19 protein-coding genes and 1 tRNA gene are annotated in these 17,667 nt (G+C 72.2%); 14 read left to right on the top strand and 6 right to left on the bottom strand.

Going from position 1 to position 17,667, the window contains the following annotated elements; all coding sequences use genetic code 11:
• Nucleotides 1-212 precede the first annotated feature (212 nt).
• Nucleotides 213-635, top strand: coding sequence for an ester cyclase (locus QSK20_RS15635; RefSeq protein WP_285789311.1), 423 nt, complete (start codon nt 213-215; stop codon nt 633-635).
• Here QSK20_RS15635 and QSK20_RS15630 read toward each other — a convergent pair.
• The gene (locus tag QSK20_RS15630; protein WP_285789310.1) at nt 616-1,191 is read right to left on the bottom strand and encodes a Uma2 family endonuclease; all 576 of its coding nucleotides are present in this window, start codon (nt 1,189-1,191) and stop codon (nt 616-618) included. The two genes, QSK20_RS15635 and QSK20_RS15630, sit on opposite strands and share 20 nt — an antisense overlap.
• Before the next feature lie 116 nt (nt 1,192-1,307).
• Between QSK20_RS15630 and QSK20_RS15625 the strand changes: the two genes are divergently transcribed.
• The 8 genes from QSK20_RS15625 to QSK20_RS15590 all read left to right on the top strand — a co-directional run bounded on the left by QSK20_RS15625 (nt 1,308) and on the right by QSK20_RS15590 (nt 10,419).
• Nucleotides 1,308-1,889: a NuoI/complex I 23 kDa subunit family protein gene (locus QSK20_RS15625; RefSeq protein ID WP_285789309.1), complete on the top strand. Its 582-nt coding sequence runs from the start codon at nt 1,308-1,310 to the stop codon at nt 1,887-1,889.
• A complete protein-coding gene (locus QSK20_RS15620; RefSeq protein WP_285789308.1) occupies nt 1,886-2,443 on the top strand; it encodes an NADH-quinone oxidoreductase subunit J family protein in 558 nt (185 codons plus the stop codon). The genes QSK20_RS15625 and QSK20_RS15620 overlap by 4 nt, the downstream gene beginning before the upstream one ends.
• Nucleotides 2,440-2,841 (top strand): NADH-quinone oxidoreductase subunit NuoK, encoded by a 402-nt coding sequence (nuoK, locus tag QSK20_RS15615; RefSeq protein ID WP_285789307.1) that lies wholly within the window; start codon nt 2,440-2,442, stop codon nt 2,839-2,841. Before QSK20_RS15620 ends, nuoK begins: the two co-directional genes overlap by 4 nt.
• Nucleotides 2,838-4,748 carry an NADH-quinone oxidoreductase subunit 5 family protein gene (locus QSK20_RS15610; protein ID WP_285789306.1) on the top strand — a complete coding sequence of 637 codons (1,911 nt, stop codon included), beginning with the start codon at nt 2,838-2,840 and terminating at the stop codon, nt 4,746-4,748. Before nuoK ends, QSK20_RS15610 begins: the two co-directional genes overlap by 4 nt.
• A gap of 43 nt (nt 4,749-4,791) precedes the next feature.
• Nucleotides 4,792-6,333 carry a complex I subunit 4 family protein gene (locus tag QSK20_RS15605; RefSeq protein WP_285789305.1) on the top strand — a complete coding sequence of 514 codons (1,542 nt, stop codon included), beginning with the start codon at nt 4,792-4,794 and terminating at the stop codon, nt 6,331-6,333.
• A gap of 55 nt (nt 6,334-6,388) precedes the next feature.
• Nucleotides 6,389-7,849, top strand: a complete 1,461-nt coding sequence (locus QSK20_RS15600; RefSeq protein WP_285789304.1) for an NADH-quinone oxidoreductase subunit N — start codon at nt 6,389-6,391, stop codon at nt 7,847-7,849.
• 145 nt (nt 7,850-7,994) lie between these two features.
• Complete coding sequence (htpX, locus tag QSK20_RS15595) at nt 7,995-8,870, top strand: zinc metalloprotease HtpX (protein WP_285789303.1); 876 nt, start codon at nt 7,995-7,997, stop codon at nt 8,868-8,870.
• A 283-nt stretch (nt 8,871-9,153) separates the two neighbouring features.
• Entirely contained in the window at nt 9,154-10,419 is a 1,266-nt protein-coding gene (locus QSK20_RS15590; protein WP_285789302.1) for an MFS transporter, read from the top strand.
• A 24-nt stretch (nt 10,420-10,443) separates the two neighbouring features.
• Here QSK20_RS15590 and QSK20_RS15585 read toward each other — a convergent pair whose 3' ends face one another.
• Both QSK20_RS15585 and QSK20_RS15580 read right to left on the bottom strand, forming a co-directional pair.
• Nucleotides 10,444-10,944 (bottom strand): GNAT family N-acetyltransferase, encoded by a 501-nt coding sequence (locus QSK20_RS15585; protein WP_285789301.1) that lies wholly within the window; start codon nt 10,942-10,944, stop codon nt 10,444-10,446.
• Between the two features lie 11 nt (nt 10,945-10,955).
• The gene (locus QSK20_RS15580; protein WP_088985513.1) at nt 10,956-11,450 is read right to left on the bottom strand and encodes a YajQ family cyclic di-GMP-binding protein; all 495 of its coding nucleotides are present in this window, start codon (nt 11,448-11,450) and stop codon (nt 10,956-10,958) included.
• A 152-nt stretch (nt 11,451-11,602) separates the two neighbouring features.
• Here QSK20_RS15580 and QSK20_RS15575 point away from each other — a divergent pair.
• The 5 genes from QSK20_RS15575 (at nt 11,603) to QSK20_RS15555 (ending at nt 15,520) form a co-directional block, all read left to right on the top strand.
• Nucleotides 11,603-11,686 (top strand) — tRNA-Tyr (locus tag QSK20_RS15575).
• A gap of 387 nt (nt 11,687-12,073) precedes the next feature.
• On the top strand, nt 12,074-12,904 hold the full coding sequence (locus QSK20_RS15570; protein ID WP_285789300.1) for an SDR family oxidoreductase: 831 nt from the start codon (nt 12,074-12,076) through the stop codon (nt 12,902-12,904).
• Between the two features lie 90 nt (nt 12,905-12,994).
• Complete coding sequence (locus QSK20_RS15565) at nt 12,995-13,747, top strand: phosphotransferase enzyme family protein (protein WP_285789299.1); 753 nt, start codon at nt 12,995-12,997, stop codon at nt 13,745-13,747.
• 15 nt (nt 13,748-13,762) lie between these two features.
• On the top strand, nt 13,763-14,665 hold the full coding sequence (locus QSK20_RS15560; RefSeq protein ID WP_285789298.1) for a phosphotransferase family protein: 903 nt from the start codon (nt 13,763-13,765) through the stop codon (nt 14,663-14,665).
• 111 nt (nt 14,666-14,776) lie between these two features.
• The gene (locus QSK20_RS15555; RefSeq protein ID WP_285789297.1) at nt 14,777-15,520 is read left to right on the top strand and encodes a class I SAM-dependent methyltransferase; all 744 of its coding nucleotides are present in this window, start codon (nt 14,777-14,779) and stop codon (nt 15,518-15,520) included.
• Here the strand turns inward: QSK20_RS15555 and QSK20_RS15550 are convergent.
• The 3 genes from QSK20_RS15550 to QSK20_RS15540 form a co-directional block, all read right to left on the bottom strand.
• Complete coding sequence (locus QSK20_RS15550; RefSeq protein WP_285789296.1) at nt 15,476-16,432, bottom strand: DMT family transporter; 957 nt, start codon at nt 16,430-16,432, stop codon at nt 15,476-15,478. The genes QSK20_RS15555 and QSK20_RS15550 overlap by 45 nt on opposite strands.
• A gap of 77 nt (nt 16,433-16,509) precedes the next feature.
• Nucleotides 16,510-16,719, bottom strand: coding sequence for a DUF397 domain-containing protein (locus QSK20_RS15545; protein ID WP_285789295.1), 210 nt, complete (start codon nt 16,717-16,719; stop codon nt 16,510-16,512).
• Between the two features lie 12 nt (nt 16,720-16,731).
• Complete coding sequence (locus tag QSK20_RS15540) at nt 16,732-17,568, bottom strand: helix-turn-helix domain-containing protein (RefSeq protein WP_285789294.1); 837 nt, start codon at nt 17,566-17,568, stop codon at nt 16,732-16,734.
• Nucleotides 17,569-17,667: the final 99 nt, after the last annotated feature.

Genomic DNA, 17,667 nt, shown 5'->3' with positions numbered 1-17,667 from the left:
GCGGTGCGCCAGATCGTCTGCCGTCCCCATCATGTCCGATCCGCCGACGGCGGGCCCGCCGACTCACGCCCGCCGACCCACGCGCCGCCGGCCGTCCGCCGGTCGTCGCCGTGGGGCGTCCCTCGGCCGTGGGCGCCGGCGGAGTCGGTGGTGGAGGGCAAGACGTTCGTGGGCCGTCCGCCGGCCCGAGCGTCCACGGCTAGGCTCGCCGGGTGACCGACCTGGAGGCCCTGGCCCGTCGCCTCGTCACCGACGTCTGGAACGGCGGCCGGGAGGAGACGGCGTACGACCTCATCGGGCCGGAGTGCCCGGGGCTGGGCGGGACCGGTCCGGCGGCGACGCTGGCCTGGCACCGGGAACGCCGGGCGGCCTTCCCCGACCTCCGCTACAAGATCGTGGACGTGGCGGCCGGTGGCGACCGGGTCGCGGTACGGTGGCGGGCCGCCGGCACCCAGACCGGGCAGTTCGGGCCGGTGCCGCCGACCGGACAGGTGGTCAGCTACTCCGGGGCGAGCTTCCTGCGGTTCGACCCGCACGGCCGGATCGTGGACGTGTGGAGCGTCAACGAGCTGTTCCAGCTCCTGCTGCAACTCGGCGTGGAGGTGCTGCCGCCGGTCACCGGCCCCGGGGCGTGATCCGGGCGATCGACAGGTTCACCGGGAACGGCTCCCCGGTGTCGACGACCTTCGTCCACCGCCCGGTCTCGGTGTAGACCTCGTCCACCGGGTCGATCCGGGACGTGTAGACCACGATCGCCTCGTCCTCCACCTCGACCCGCCAGTAGTACGGGATGCCGGCCTGGGCGTAGAGCGCCGGCTTCAGCACCCGGTCGACCGAGCGGGTGCTCGGCGAGACGATCTCCACCGCCAGCACCACCTGGTGCGGCGCGTAGTGGGCGGGGTTGCCGGCGGCAGCCTCGGCGGTGGTGACCAGCACGTCCGGGATGAACGACCGGGTCCGGTTGAGCCGGACCTCCACGGCCTGGGTCACGTCGTACTCGTCGGGACACGCCTCTTCCAGCGCGACGCCGAGCCGCATGGCGATGGTCTGGTGGAGCCGGGTGGGGGAGGGGGACACGAGCAGCACTCCATCGAGCAGTTCACGGCGACGCCCGTCGTCGGGTAGCGCGTCCAGATCGTCGGTCGTCCACCCGCCCTCGGGCGGATCGCCGTTCTGCAGCGCGGCGGTCATCGGGCTGTCCTTTCGCGGTGCTTCCCGGTGCGGTCGTTCTCCCCACCGGTCACGGTACCGCCGGCAACTGCCGGGTGGTGGTCGCGCACGCCGGGGACACAGGGCAGGATGACTGCATGAGTGACAGCGGTGTGCCCGGAAGCGGACTGGCGAAGGGACTGGCGGTCACGCTGAAGACGATGACCCGCCGCTCGACCACCCAGCAGTACCCGGACGTGGCGCCCGAACTGCCGCCCCGCTCCCGTGGGGTGATCGCCCTGCTGGCCGAGAACTGCACGGTCTGCATGCTCTGCGCCCGGGAGTGCCCGGACTGGTGCATCTACATCGACTCGCACAAGGAGGAGGTGGCCGTGCCCGGCGCGGCCCGCCCCCGCCAGCGCAACGTGCTCGACCGCTTCGACATCGACTTCTCGCTCTGCATGTACTGCGGCATCTGCGTCGAGGTCTGCCCGTTCGACGCGCTCTACTGGTCGCCCGAGTTCGAGTACGCCGAATACGACATCCGGGACCTCCTGCACGACAAGGACCACCTCGGGCAGTGGATGGCGACCGTTCCGCCGCCGCCCGCGCACGACCCGAACGGAGAACCCGCCAAGGAGGAGACCACCGCCGCGCGCAAGGCCGCCGCCGGGTCCGCCCCCGCCGCCGGTCCGACCCGGGCCCGCCCCGACGGCGGTACGGAGGGGACCCGACAGTGACCGGTGTGGACGTGCTGCTGCTCGCGCTCGGCGCGGTGGCGGTCGGCACGGGTGCCCTGGTGGTGACCACGCGACACCTGGTCCGGGCCGGCCTCCACCTGGTGGTCTGCCTCGGCGCGCTGGCCGGGATGTACCTGGTGCTCACCGCCGAACTGGTCGCCTGGGTGCAGGTGCTGATCTACGTCGGCGCGGTGGTGGTGCTGCTGCTCTTCGCGGTGATGCTCACCCGCGCCCCGATCGGGGCCTCCGACGACCTGGACCGGCCCGGTTGGCCGGCCGCCCTGGTCGGCGGCGGCACCGGTCTGGGGCTGAGCGCGCTGCTGGTCGACGCGTACCGGTGGACGACGGTGGAGCTGCCCGAGGCGGGCACCGCCGAACGCCTCGGCGCGGAGATCTTCGGCAGTTGGGTCCTCCCGTTCGAGCTGCTCTCGGTGCTGCTGCTGTCCGCCCTGGTCGGGGCGATCATCATCTCCCGCCCCGCCATCGGCAGCCGCCGGGAGGCGGGCGACCGTCCGGAGCACGGCGACGGCCGGGCGGACGGGGACGTCCGATGAGGCCGGTCATCCCGTACGTCACCGCCGCCCTGCTCTTCGGGCTCGGCGTCTACGGCGTGCTGCGCCGGCGCAACGCCGTGCTGGTGCTGATGGCCGTCGAACTGATGCTGAACGCGGTCAACCTGATCCTGGTCACCGCCGACACCACCGTCCGGGCCGCCCTGCCGCACGGCGGGCAGGTCTTCGCGCTGTTCGTGATCGTCCTCGCCGCCGCCGAGATCGGTGTGGGGCTGGCCATCGTGCTCCAGCTCTACCGGCTGCGGGCCACCGTCGCGGTGGACGAGGTCCCGCTCACCGAGCGTCCCGAGCCGGCCGGGAGCCCCGAGCAGGAGCCGGCCGGGAGCCCCGGGCACGCCCGCGCCGGGTCGGCCGAGCGCCCCGAGGAGGCCGCCCGGTGAACCGTGTCCAGACCCTCGGCGCGCTGCTGCCGGCCGTACCGCTGGTGGCGGGGCTGACCGGGCTGCTGCTGGCGCCCTCCCCGCGTGGCCGGGCCGGCGGCGGGGAGCGGGCCCGGCGGGTGGCGATCGGCCTCGGGGTGGCCGGGGCGGCCGGGGCGCTGCTGCTCGCGGTGGCCCTGCTGGTCACCCTCGACGGTCCGACCGAGCACGCCCGCACCTGGATCGAGCTGGGTGACCTGCGGGTGACCCTCGGCGTCCGGCTGGACGGCGCGGCGGCGCTGGTCGCGGTCGCGGTGGCCGCGGTCGCGCTCGCGGTGCAGGTCTACTCGGTGGCCTACCTGCGGCGGGGCCCGGACGACGACGTCGAGGTCGACCACCGCTACCCGCCCTACGCGGCGCAGATCAGCCTCTTCACCGGCGCCATGCTGCTGGTGGTGGTCTCCGGTGACCTGATCCCGCTGCTGGTCGGCTGGGAGGTGATGGGCATCTGCTCCTACCTGCTCATCGCCCACGACCGGCGGCTGCCGCAGGCCCCGGCCGCCGCGATGAAGGCGTTCCTGGTCACCCGGGTCGGCGACGTGGGCTTCCTGCTCGGCATCGCGCTGCTCGGGGTGAGCGCCGGCAGTTTCCGGATCGCCGACGTGCTCGCCCACGACCACGCCACCGGCACGCTCACCGCCGCCTGCCTGCTGCTGCTCGCCGGGGTGGCCGGCAAGAGCGCCCAGTTCCCGCTGCACACCTGGCTGCCGGACGCGATGGCCGGCCCCACCCCGATCTCCGCGCTGATCCACGCCGCGACCATGGTCGCGGCGGGGGTGTACGCGGTCACCCGCCTGTACCCGCTCTTCGAGGCGGCCCCGGTCGCGCTGGCGGTGCTCGGCGTCATGGGCGCGGTCACCCTGCTGCTCGGCGCGTTCGCCGCCACCGCCCAGGACGACCTGAAACGGGTGCTCGCCTGGTCCACGGTCTCCCAGATCGGCTACATGACCGGCGCGCTGGCCGTCGGCTCCTCCTCGGCGGCCCTGTTCCACCTGCTCACCCACGCCGCGTTCAAGGCGCTGCTCTTCCTCGCCGCCGGTGCGGTGATCCACGCGGTCGGCACCACGCTGATGTCCGGCATGGGCGGGCTGCGCCGGCAGATGCCGGTCACCTTCTGGTGCACCCTGGTCGGGCTCGGCGCGCTGGCCGGGATGCCGCCGCTCTCCGGCTTCTTCAGCAAGGAGGGCGTCCTCGCCGCCGCCGAGGACGCCGCCCGGCACGGCGGCGGGCCGGCCCCGGCCTGGGTCGGATGGCTGGTCTGGCTCGCCGGGCTGGTCGGCGTCGCGGTCACCGCCTGGTACGCCACCCGGCTGCTGCTGCGCACGTTCCTCGGCACCAGCCGGGCCCCGCTGGCCCACCCGCACGACCCGCCGGCGGCGATGCGCTGGCCCGTACTGCTGCTCGCCGTGCCGGCCGCCCTGCTCGGTCTGGCCGGCTTCACCCCCGCCCTGACCGACCGGCTCGGCGGCGAGGGGGAACTGGTCCACCTCGGCCCCGAACTGCTGCTGCCGCTGGCGTTGCTGCTGCTCGGCGCGGGGCTCGCCGGGTGGCGGTGGCGACGCGACCCCGCCGCCGACCCGGCGGCGGCGCTCGGTCCACTGCGGCCGGTCTTCGCCGCCGCGTTCCGGCTCGACGACGTCCAGCACGCCCTGGTGGTACGCCCGGTCGTCGGCCTGGCCCGGCTCGCGCGCACCGGTGACGAACGGGTGGTGGACGGGGCGGTCGAGGGGAGCGGGCGGGCCGCCACCGGCCTCGGCGGCGGACTGGCCGCGCTGCACCGGGCGGCCCTGCCCCGGGCGGCGGTGGCGGTGCTGGCCGGCGTCCTGCTCATCGGCCTCGCCGCCGTCCTGGTCGGAGGTGTCGCATGACGACCCAGCCGCTCTGTCCGCCCGGTCGGCCCGGGGGTGACGCGTGACGGCCGGTCAGATCCTGCTGGTGGCGGTGCTGGCGCTGCCCGCGCTCGGCGCGGTGCTGGCCGCCGCGCTGCCCGGTGACCGGGCCGGGCGGCTAGCCGGCACGGCAGCCGCCGCGCTCACCCTGGTCGCGGCGGCGCTGCTCGCCACCGGCGACCGCACCTGGACGGCGTACACGGCGACCGAACCCGGCGTGCTGCCCTGGCACCGGCTCGACGTGCCCTGGGTGCCCGCCCTGGACCTGCGGTTCCACCTCGGCGTGGACGGCATCTCGTATCCGCTGGTCGTGCTGACCGCCCTGCTCACCCTGCTCTGCTGCGGGTACTCCCTCTGGCGGGTGCCCGACGGCGGCCGGGGGAGTGTGCTGGTCGCCCTGCTGCTGGTGATCGAGGTCGGCATCCTCGGCACCTTCCTCGCCCTCGACCTGGTCCTCTTCTTCCTCTTCTTCGAGGTCGTCCTGCTGCCCATGTACGCGGTGATCGCCGGCTGGGGCGGCGCGGACGGGGCCGGTGGCGACGCGGCCGACCGGGACGGAGCCCGCGCGGCGGCCCGGAAGTTCGCCCTCTACACCCTCGCCGGCTCGGTGCTGCTGCTGGTCGGGGTGTACGTCGTGGTGTCGGCCGCCGGCACCGCCGACATCGTGGCGCTGACCGGCGGGTCGGAGCTGTCCCGGGGCACCCAGTTGGCCGCGTTCATCCTGCTGGGGCTGGCCTTCGCGGTGAAGAGTCCGCTCTGGCCGCTGCACTCCTGGCTGCCCGACGCGCACACCCGGGCCCCCACCGTCGGCAGCGTGATCCTCGCCGGCGTGCTGCTCAAGATGGGCACGTACGGCCTGGTCCGGGTCGCCGTCGGGGTCGCCCCGGAGGGTGCCCGTTGGGCCGCGCCGGTGCTCGGCGTGCTCGCCGTCGCGGCGATCCTCGTCGGCTCGCTGGTCTGCCTCGCCCAGGACGAGCTGAAGCGGCTGATCGCGTACTCCAGCGTCGGGCACATGGGCTTCGTGCTGCTCGGCATCGCCACGCTCACCGCCACCGGCATCCAGGCGGCCCTGATCGGCAACGTCGCGCACGGTGTGATCACCGGTCTGCTCTTCTTCCTCGCCGGGGCGGTCAAGGACCGTACCCACACCGGCGAGCTGGCCGACCTGTCCGGGCTGCGGGAGACCGCACCCCGCCTCGCCGGTCTGCTCGCCTTCGCCGCGGTCGCCTCGCTCGGCCTGCCCGGTCTCGCCGGCTTCTGGGGCGAGGCGTTCGCCGTGGTGGCCGCCATCGAGGTCGGCGGGGCGCTCTGGGGCACGCTCGGCGTGCTCGCCGCGGTCGGCGGGGCGCTCACCGCCGCGTACCTGCTGCGGCTGCTGCGCCGGGTGACCCACGGGCGGCCCGGCCCGGCGGTGGCCGGTCTCTCCCCGGGCCTCGCCGGGGCGGAACTCGTCGCCTGGGCCCCGCTGGTGCTGCTCGCCCTGGCCATCGGACTGGTGCCGACGCTGGTGCTCGGGGTCGCCGAGGCCCCGGTCGCCGCGCTGCTGGAGGTGGTGCACCCGTGAGCGCGAGAAGTGCAGCGGAGCGGAGCCCCGCAGTCGCGAACGAAAGGCCGGCCCCGTGAGCGCGGTCCAGTCCATCGACCACGTGGCGCTGCTGCCCGGATACCTGGCCGCCGGGACGGCCGTCCTCGTGCTCCTGGTCGACCTGCTGCTGGCCCGGCCGCGCGCCACGGTGGCGGCTGCCGCGTCCGGCGCGACCGCCACCGCGCTCGGCGCGGCGCTGGTCGGGGCCGGCGGCGACCGGGGGACGTTCTGCGTCGCCGACGGCTGTTCCTGGGTCGCCGACGACCGGGCGGGACTGGTCGGCGCGGTCTTCGCCCTGCTCACCCTCGGCGTGCTGGCGCTCTCCGGTCCGCTGCTGCGCGGCGGGCGGGTGCCGGTGGGGGAGTTCTGCTTCCTGCTCGCCTGTTCGATGACCGGCGGTGTCGTGCTCGGCGCGGCCGGCGACCTGATCACCCTGATCGTGGCGTTGGAGACGCTCACCCTGCCGCTGTACGTGCTGGTCGGGCTGCGCCGGGGCAGCCTGGCCGGGGCCGAGGCGGCGGTGACCTTCTTCGTGGTCAGCGTGGTGGCCACCACGGTCACCCTGCTCGGCGCGGCACTGCTCTACGCGGTCACCGGCCGGCTGCACCTGCGTCCGCTCGGCGCGGCGCTGGCCGACGGCACGCTGCTCGACCTGCCGCTGACCACGGTCGCGGTGACGCTTGTGGTGCTCGGGTTGGCGTTCAAGGTGGCGGCGGTGCCGTTCCACGCCTGGGCGCCGGCCACCTACGACGGCGCGCCGGTGCCGGTGGCCGCGTACCTGTCGACCGCCTCGAAGCTCGGCGGGGTGGTCGCGCTGCTCGCCGTGGTCCAGCACGCGCTGCCGGCGACCGTCACCGGTCCGGTGCTCGCCCTGCTGGCCGCGCTCACCATGACCGTCGGCAACCTGGTGGCGCTGCGGCAGCGGCGGATGGTCCGGCTGCTCGCCTGGTCCTCGGTGGCCCAGGCCGGCTACATTCTCGCCCCGCTGGGCGCGCTGGCACTGGCCGCCGGGCGCACCACCGACGCCCGCACCGCCGCCTACGCCGCCGCCGTGGCGTACGCGGTCTTCTTCGTGGTGCTGGAACTCGCCGCCTTCGCGGGCGTGGTGGCGTTGCGGCCGGACGGCGCGGACGGCGGCACGGTCGAGCAGTACCGGGGCGTGGCGCGGCGGCACCGCTTCGCCGGGGCGGCGTTCGGGTTGGCCCTGGTCGGGCTGGCCGGGTTGCCGCCGGGGCTGGCCGGGTTGTTCGCCAAGGTGACCGTGGTCCGGTCGCTGGTGGCGGGCGGGGCGGGCTGGCTGGCCCTGGTGGTGGCGGTGAACGCGGTCGTCGGCCTGGCCTACTACCTGCGTGTCGCCGCGACCCTGTACGCCTCCCCGGCCGCGTCGGCACCCTCCCGCACTCCGTCACGGAGCGTTATTGCCGCGCTGGCGGCTGCCAGCGCCGTGGCGGTCGTGCTCGGTCTGGCCCCGCAGCTCCTGTTCGATCTGGTCTAGCCGGGGCGTCCTTCTCCGGGCGGTCGCGGTGCCTTCGCGTGCCGTTCTCAGGTTACTCACAGTCATGAGAGGGATGGTTGCGGGGTACCGGGTTGTTGTCACCGGTTGACGGATCCCGGCAGATCCGGGCACCGAAGGAGTGATCGTGCACCACAACCGTCTCAAGACCGCCGCGCTGCTCGGCCTGCTCACCTCGCTGATCCTCGCGGTCGGCTACTGGTTCGGCGGCAGTGGCGGACTCGTCATCGCCGTCGTGGCGTCCCTGGTCATGAACGGCGTCACCTACTTCTACTCGGACAAGCTGGCGCTGCGGTCGATGCGGGCCCAGCCGGTCAGCGAGGCGCAGTTCCCGGAGCTGTACCGGATGGTCCGGGAGTTGGCGACCGAGGCGCGGCAGCCGATGCCCCGGCTCTACGTCAGCCCCACCGCCCAGCCGAACGCCTTCGCCACCGGCCGTAACCCGCGCAACGCGGCGGTCTGTGTCACCCAGGGCATCACGGAGATCCTCGACTACCGGGAGCTGCGGGGCGTCATCGGACACGAGCTGTCGCACGTCTACAACCGGGACATCCTGATCTCCAGCGTGGCCGCCGGCCTGGCCGGCATCATCACCATGCTCGCCAACATCGCCTGGTTCATCCCGCTCGGTGGCGGGGACGACGAGGACCGGCCGAACCCGGCCGTGCTGCTGCTGACCCTCATCCTCGGCCCGATCGCGGCCACGGTGATCCAGTTGGCGGTCAGCCGGAGCCGGGAGTTCCAGGCGGACGCCTCGGGGGCCCAACTCACCCGCGACCCGCTGGCCCTGGCCAGCGCGTTGCGCAAGATCCACATGGGTACCCAGCGTCGCCCGCTCCCCGCCCAGGGGCAGCTGACCAGCACCGCGCACCTCATGATCGACAACCCGTTCAAGGGCGGCGGCGTCGCCAACCTCTTCTCCACCCACCCGAGGATGGAGGAGCGGGTCCGCCGGCTGGAGCAGATGGCCGCGAACAGCGGCCCGGTGCAGTTCCAGCGCTGACCGTACGCCGGGACCGCCCGGCCGCCCCTGCAGGCCGGGGAGCGCCCGGCCGCCCCTGAACGCCAGCCGTTCCGCCCGCGACCAGGTCCCGGTCGCGGGCGGAACCCTGTCAGCGGTCCGTCCAGGGTGAGCGGAGTAACCGTTTCTCCGTACTGCCGGAACGGGTTATGGTCGGACCGTCCGGCGTCAGGGTCGTAGAGCCGTCCGCCCATTACCGCGCCGCCACACACCATCACCGCTCACCGCGGACGCGAACGGCTGCGTCCGCAGCAGAGGAGACACCGTGGCCGCACTGGGTCGGTACCGGGACGTATGGCGGATCCCCGGAGCACCTGTGTTGCTCGTCACCGGCATCATCGGCCGGCTCGGGATCGGAATGACCTCGCTGGCGCTGCTGCTGCTGGTCGAGGAGGTCACCGGGCGGTACTCGCTGGCCGCCGTGGCCGGTGCCACGTACGCCGTCGCGGGTGCCGCGTTCAGCCCGGTGGCCGGCCGGATCGCCGACCGGATCGGGCCCACCCCGATCCTGCTCGCCACCGCCGTCGCCCACCCGTTCGCCCTGGTCGGTCTGCTGCTGGCCAGCCGCCCCGGGGCCGAGACGCTGCCCCTGATCTTCGTCGCGGCCGGCGTGGCCGGTGCCACCTACCCACCGCTCACCGCCGCGATCCGGGGCGCCTGGAACGACCTGACCACCGTCGCCAGCGGCCGGTACCACCTGCGCAACACCGCGCTCGCCGCCGAGACCACCCTCTTCGAGGTCGTCTTCGTCCTCGGGCCGCTGCTGACGGCCGGCTTCGTGCTGGTCGCCGACGCCCGGGCCGCCCTGGTCGGCTCCGCCGTGGTCACCCTGGTCGGCACCGCCGTGGTCGCCCTCGGGCGGGTGATGCGCAACTGGCAGCCGCACCCCCGGCACGCCCACGCCAAGGGACTCGGCCCCCTGCGGGTGCCCGGCTTCCCCGCCCTGCTGCTCTGCGTCGCCGGGCTGGGCATCGCGTTCGGGGCGGCCGGCGTGACCGTCCCGGCGTACGCGAGCGCCTCCACCGACGGCGACGCGGAGAGCCTCGCCGGCCTGCTGCTCGCCGTCTGGGGAGTGGGCAGCGCGGTCGGCGGCTTCTGGTTCGGCACCCGCCGCCCGGCGAAGAACATGACCCGCCAGTTCGCCTGGCTGCTCGGCGGCGTGGGGGCCAGCTTCCTGGTCTTCGCGGCGATGACCGCCCCGCTGGCGCTCGGCGTGACGCTGGTCGTCGGGGGAGCGACCATCGCCCCCGCGCTCACCCTGGAGAACACCATGGTCGGCCGGGTCACCCCGGCCGGCATGCTCAACGAGGCGTACACCTGGGTGGTCACCATGTCGGTCGGCGCGAGCGCCGCCGGCGGCGCGGTGGCCGGTCTGATCGTCGACCACGGCGGCGTCCCGTGGGCGTTCGTCTTCGCCGGCGCGGCGGTCCTCGTCGCGGCCGGGGTGGCGGGCCGCCCCGGCGGCTCCATCGCCCGCGCCGAAGCCCAGGCCGTACGCACCGAACACACCCTCGCCGCCGAGGCGGTCTGACCCGCGCGGTACGTCCGGGACGGGTCAGCCGCGCAGGTCGATCCGCCAGTGGTGGACGCGGAAGACCCGTCCCCGGAACGGCCACTCCCGCTCGCCGAGCGAGGTGAAACCGAGGGTCCGGCAGATGCCGTTCGAGGGGGCGTTGCCGACGTCCGGGAAGGCGTGCACCACGCCCCACCGGTCGTCGGAGCCGGCCAGGTCGAGCAGGCTCCGCACGGCTCGCCGGGCGAGTCCGCGTCCCTGGTGCTCGGGGAGCACCATCCAGCCGATCTCCGCCCCGGGCTCCCCGTCGACCTCGTGCGGCCAGAGCGTCACCGTGCCCGCCACCGTGCCCGGCACGGGGGAGTCGACGACGATCATCTTGATCAGGCTGGTGCCGCCGGCAACCAGTTCGACGTCGCGGGCCACCTGGGCCTCCACCCGGTCCCGGGGAAACGGCCCACCGAGATGGGCCGTCATCGCCGGGTCGCAACGCATCCGGACGTACGCCGCCACGTCGTCGGCCTGGACGTCGCGGAGCCGCACGTCGGGGACCGTCAGCGGTAGTTGGTGAACTGGAGGGCGACCCCGAAGTCCTCGGCCTTGAGCAGGGCGATGACCGCCTGGAGGTCGTCCTTCTTCTTGCCGGTGACCCGGAGCTGGTCGCCCTGGATCTGCGCCTGGACGCCCTTCGGCCCCTCGTCCCGGATCTTCTTGCTGATCGCCTTGGCCTTGTCCGAGTCGATGCCCTGGATCACCTTGCAGTCGATCTTGAAGACCTTGCCCGACGAGCGCGGGTCACCGGCGTCCAGCGACTTCATCGAGATGTTCCGCTTGACCAGCTTCTCCTTGAAGACGTCCAGCGCGGCGCGGACCCGCTCCTCGGTCTCCGCCTGGAGGCTGATCGCCTCCTCGCCCGACCAGGAGATCTCCGCGCCGGTGCCCCGGAAGTCGAACCGCGTCGCGAGTTCCTTCTCCGCCTGACGGAGGGCGTTGTCGACCTCCTGACGGTCGACCTTGCTGACGATGTCGAACGACGGGTTGGCTGCCATGCTCATGCTCCTGCTTGTCCGGCTGTCCTGCTTGACGGTTGCGGTCGTCCTCGACCAGCGGTACGGCCCCCTGACCGTACCCGGTTGCACGGACCCCGGGTGGAGCCGCTATCCTTGCTCCGCTACCGCGTTACGGCGCGGTGGGGTGCCCTGGCGGGTTGCCCGAGCGGCCAATGGGAGCGGACTGTAAATCCGTCGCGAAAGCTACAGAGGTTCGAATCCTCTACCCGCCACCAGGTGCACAAAAAGGCCCCTGACCAGCAAGAATGCCGGTCAGGGGCCTTTTTCTTGAGTCTTACTCAATCCTGCTCTGGCCCACTCGATCTCGCTTGCTGTGTCGTATGCGTGTCGTCGGCAATCGTGGGTCGCGGCGCGTCTGCACCATGGCCGGACGGCATGGGAGGCGGGGACAGTTGCAGCGTCAGCGGCCGGGGCAATCAGCCTCGTGGCCGTGTCGGCGCGCGCCGCCGCCGGCAGGAAACGCGAATCGACGTAGCCAAGATCCAGGCTTGCGCGGCCTTGACGAAGGCTCTCCTGGAAAGCATCCGATCACACCTGGTACCCGAGGCGTCACCCGGAGAAAATAGTGCTGCGGCGCGTACATCCGGCATCCGGGAGGGTCGATGACCACCATGTCCGGCAAGGTGTGCCTGGTGACCGGCGGAACCAGCGGGATCGGCCGGGAGACGGCGGCCCGGCTGGCCGAGCTGGGGGCCACCGTAGTCATTGTCGGGCGCGACGCCGAGCGAGGGCGAGCGGCCGTCGAGGAGATCCGGCATCGGGCGCCCAGCGCCGAGGTGGACCTCCTGACGGCCGACATGTCGAGCCTGGCCGAAGTGCGCCGGCTGGCCGCCGAGGTGCTGGAGAAGTACCACCGGCTCGACGTGCTCGACAACAACGCCGGTGTGATCATGCTCAAGCGGCAGTTCACGGTCGACGGCTACGAGACCATGTTCGCCGTCAACCATTTGGCGCCGTTCCTGCTGACCAACCTGCTTCGGGAACGGTTGGTGGGCAGCGCGCCGGCCCGTGTGATCACGGTGTCGTCCAACGTGCACAGCTCGGTCAAGCAGATCCCGTGGGGCGAACTGGCCCGCGGCGAGCCGAGCTACCCGCTTTCGAAACTGGCGAACATTCTGTTCACAGTCGAGTTGGCCAAGCGCCTGACCGGCACCGGTGTGGTCGCCAACTGCCTGCACCCGGGCCTCATCCGTACCCAGTTGGGCCGCGAGGTCCGCGGCGTCGCCAAGCTGCTCGTCACGGCCGCCAAGCCCTTCATGGGTACCGTCCAGACCGGCGCGGCCACCCCCGTCCACCTGGCCAGCGCCCCGGCGGCGGCCGGGGTCACCGGAGGCTACTTCTGCCGCGGCAGGCAGATCGAGCCGAGCCCTCTGGCCCGTGACCCCGAGGCCGCCGCGCGTCTGTGGGCCCTCAGCGAGGAGTTGGTGGCGTAGGTCGGCCCAGGATCGTCGTCAGGTGGCGCGCTCGCGAAGGTCGGTCACAAGGGCTTGGCCACCGTGTTCGGGTTGAGCCAGGATCTCGAAGTGAGCATCGATGAAGAGCCGTTGAAGGGCAACGTCACGACGGGCGTGGTACGGGTCGGTGACACCGTTCGGCGTCCGGTCGGGCCGTGGACCGAGAGCGTCGATGCTCTTCTCGAACACCTGCATGCGGTGGGTTTCCCCGCGGCCCCTCGACCGTTGGGGCGTGATGAGAAGGGCCGACAGGTGTTGGAGTACGTGCCCGGCGAGCCTGGTGCGGAGTCCGGCACGTACTCGCCGCCGGAGCTGTCGTCGATCGGTCGGATGGTGGCCGAGTTGCACGAGGCGTCGGCCAGTTTCGTTCCGCCGCCCGGCGCGCTCTGGAACCAAGTCATCCCGCCGGATCGCGAAGAGATCATCTGCCACAACGACGTGGCGCCGTGGAATCTGGTCAGGTCTCCGATCCGAGGCTGGGTGCTGATCGACTGGGACTGCGCCGCACCAGGATCCCGGCTGTGGGACATCGCCTATGCCGCACAGAGCATGGCGGGGCTGCGGGCCGACCGTCCGGTATCCGAGTCCGCAGCGCGGCTGCGTGCGGTGGTCGACGGCTACGCGCTCGACGATGTCTCACGGTCGGCCTTGGCAGTCATGCTGGGCCGTCGTGCCCGAGCGATGTACGACCTTCTGCGTGAGGGCCACGAACAGCAGCGCCAGCCATGGGCGAGGATCTGGAACGAAGACGGTCCCTACTGGTTGACGACTGCGGAGTACCTCGATGCGCACACGGACGTGTGGAACGCCGCACTGCACTGACTGCGGTACGACGCGGTGATCGAGCCGCAGCCTCCTCCGTCAGCCGTTGCGTGGGCTGCTGACGTCGCCGGTCCAGGGGCCTCCGCGTACACCGTTCGGCGACTCACCGGCGGCGCCCACGCGGCCACGCACCTCCTGCGGACCGAGCATCCGGCGCGGGAGATGGTGCTGCGCCGGTTCCCGCCGGGCGACGACGCCGCCGCGCGGGAGGCCGGCGTGCTGGCAGCTCTCGACGGCCTGGACGGCTGGGCTCCGAGGCTTCTGGACGCCGACCCGGCCGGTCGTCGGTTCGGTGAACCGGCCCTCCTGATCACCCGGCTGCCCGGCCGCGCCGACCTTACGTCGGTCTCCGCTCAGGCTGCGGCCGAGCAGCTGGGACGCGTTCTGGCCCGCATCCACGCCGTACCGCTGAACCGGCTCACCGCGCTCCGCGACGGCATGGCAGCGGCATCCGCCTCGTCCCCTGGCGGCGTCGGCGCGGGGCCGGCCGCATCGATTCTGGCTGTCCATGGTCGTCGCCTCGCCGGTCAGAGGCCCGTCCTGACGCACTACGACTACTGGTCCGGCAACGTCCTGTGGGAGCGGAAGGCGATCACCGGCGTCGTCGACTGGTCGGGGGCCGCACGGGCACCGCGCGGCCTCGACGTGAGCTGGTGTCGGCTCGACCTGATTCTGCTGCACGGCCCGGACTCGGCCGAGATGTTCCTGAGGGCGTACGAGCAGGCCGCGGAGACGGTGCCCGACCTGGCGCTGTGGGACCTGTTCGCGGTGCGGAACTCTCACCGCGGCGTCGAGACCTGGCTGCCCAACTACCACGATCTCGGCCGCACCGATCTGACCGCCGCCGACCTGCGCGAGCGTCACACGAGCTGGACGCAGGAGTGCCTCGCCCGCTACCGAGCGGAGCAGGAGAACTAGGCAAACCCGTCGAGCAACGACGCCCGCCGGTCAGCGCTGCTCCCCGTCCCGTCGATCGGAAGACGCAAAAACCGGTGGACTTCCCATCGATGTTGGACAATGGTCGGCGGTATGCGACAAGAGGACATCTGGGACGTCGACGCCGCCCGAGGCTACGACACGCCCGGCGTCGGCATGTTCGCCCCCGAGGTGCTCGGCCCGACCGTCGAACGCCTCGCCGAACTCGCCGACGGCCGCCGGGCGCTGGAGTTCGCCGTCGGCACCGGTCGGGTGGCCATGCCGCTCGCCGAACGGGGCGTGCCCGTCACCGGCATCGAGCTGTCCCGCCCGATGCTCGACCAACTGCGGACGAAGGCGGACGAGGCGACAGTCCCCGTGATCGTCGGCGACATGGCGACCACCGTCGCGCCCGGTGAGTTCTCGCTTGTCTACCTCGTCTTCAACACGATCTCCAACCTGCTCACCCAGGCCGAGCAGGTCGCCTGCTTCCGCAACGCCGCCCGGCACCTCACCCCAGGCGGGCGGTTCGTGATCGAGTTGTGGGTGCCCGAGCTGCGCAAGCTTCCGCCGGGGCAGTCGGCCACGGTCTGGCGCTCCGAGTCCGACTACATCGGCCTGGACACGTACGACGTACTCCACCAGCAGGTCGTCTCGCACCACTTCCGGTTCGGGGAGGGGCGGGAGGCGAAGCTGTACCGCAGCCCGCACCGCTACATCTGGCCCGCCGAGCTGGATCTGATGGCACAACTGGCCGGCTTCGAGTTGGAGAGCCGGCATGCGGACTGGGACCGCTCCGAGTTCACCGTCGAGTCACGTTCGCACGTCTCCGTCTACCGTCTCCCGGCGGCCGACTGACCGTACGGCGACGCTGCCTGTCGCCCTGCGGCTGAGGAGGACGCCGAGGAGGACCAGGACGACGCCGGTCAGGATGGCCGGCGTGACGACCTCGTCCACGACGAGCCAGCCCAGGCCGACCGCGACCAGTGGCAGCAGGTACCCGACGACGGAGGCCGCCGTCGCGCCCTCGTCCGCGATGATCCGGTAGTTCAGCACGTAGGCCGCGCCGGTGCCGAGGACGCCGAGCACGAGCAGGCTCACCACCGCGTCCCACCGCCACGTGGGCGGCTCCAGCCCGGCGACCGGCATCGCCAAGACCAGCAGGACGGTGGCCGCGCCGAGCTGACTCGCCGAGAGCATGAGCGGGCTGATCCCGCGACCGGCCAGGTGACGGCCCATGTAGACGTAACTGATGCCGTAGCTGGCGGCAGCGGCGAGACAGGCGAGTCCACCCCAGCTCGCGATCTCGTTCGCGGACTCCCACGGCGAGAAGATGACGACGACACCGAGGAATCCGAGCGCGAACCCAACCGCCTTCGTCCAGCTCACCGACCGGTCCACGCCGACCAGGAACGCCAGGAGGAGGGTCCACAGCGGGGTGGTGGCGTTCAGTACCCCGGCGACGTTCGACCCGACGGTCTCCTGCGCGACGCCGAACAGCACGTAGGGGATCGCGTTGGCGACCAAGGCGGCGACAAACAGGTGTCCCCACAACCGCCAGCCGCGCGGAAACCCCAGGCCACGGGCCAGGGCGAGCGGCGCGAGGACGACGGAGCCGAGCAGGAGTCGGGCGAAGACGATCTGCACCGGGTTGAAGCCGCGCAGGGCGAGCTTGATCCAGAGGAAGCTCGACCCCCACAGCAGCGCCAGCGCCGCCATCCGCGCCAGACCCGCCCGGCTGACGGCCCGATGATCAGTGCTCGGCAACATGCTCGATCCGGCCCTTCGGCAGACGGACTGGATTCACAGCGATCGGGTGGTGGACCACCGCTGGTGGCGGAACGGGGTCAGCCGGTGACGAAGTCGCCGTTCTTCAGTCCGTCAACGAAGGCAGTCCAGTGCCACGGCGTGAAGACCAGGACGGGACCGGAACGGTCTTTGCTGTCCCGCAACCCGATTGCGTGAGGCAGTCCCTTTCCGACCTCGACGCAGTTGCCAGAGCCGTTACTGCGCGTGCTCTTCCACCAGGTCACGTGGCCCGTGCCGGCTTCTTCCACCCCGCCGTCCCCTCATAGGCCGTCGATCGCCCTCTCGATCAGGTCCCGCGACTCCCGAGCGCCCATGGCCGTGGCGACCAGGTGCTCGAAAACGCGGGTGTACTCCCTGACCTGTTGGCCTTCGAGGTAGAGGCTACCGGCGCGGGTCTCGACGTAGACGACCCCCGGATCCGCCGGCTCCGGGAAGGTGAGCACGCTGAAGGCGCTGCCCATCGATCCGTACTCGCCCGCACCGAAGGTGAGGATCTGAAGGGTCAGACCGGGTTGGCCGCTCGCGTCGACCAGGCGCCGCAACTGAGTCCTGAAGGTGTCCTTTCCGCCGATCGGACGGCGTAGGGCAGCCTCGTCCAGCACCACCCACAACCGAGGTGGGTTCATGCGCTGCTGTCGACGCATGCGTAGCTCGATCCGGCGGTCGACCTCGTCGGTTGGCGCGTCGGGGTGTTCCGCCCGGATGATCGCCCGCGCGTAATCCGCAGTCTGGAGCAGCCCCGGCACGAGCTGCGGTTCGAAGGCGCGGATCTCGGACGCCTCGTCCTCCAACCCGACGTAGACCTCGAACCAGTCGGGCAGGACGTCGTCGTACGCCTGCCACCAGCCGCGTTTGCGGGCGTCCCGGGCAACCTGGACGAGAGCGTCGACCTCCTCGCCTTCGACGCCGTACAGCTCAAGCAGACTCCGGGCGACCGGCGGCATCACGGAGACCTGCGCGTTCTCGATCCGGCTGATCGCCGATTTAGAGATGCCGACCTCCTTGGCAGCCTGGTCAGCGGTCATTCCGGTCTGTTCGCGAAGACGGCGGAGGGCAGCGGCGAGCCGTCGACGACGCACGGTGGGGCTTCCAGCCATGTCGCCCAGTCTGACGATGTTGGATCAATCTCGCAACGACCCGCTCCCTAATCGGGAGTTGCAGAAAGGGACGCGACCGGCGCAAGATGGGCTAGGCCC

It is taken from the genome of Micromonospora sp. NBRC 101691, assembly GCF_030269285.1.
GTDB lineage: Bacteria > Actinomycetota > Actinomycetes > Mycobacteriales > Micromonosporaceae > Micromonospora > Micromonospora echinospora.
Note: the sequence above shows the minus strand (reverse complement) of the source record. Positions and strands in the feature narration are given on the sequence as shown.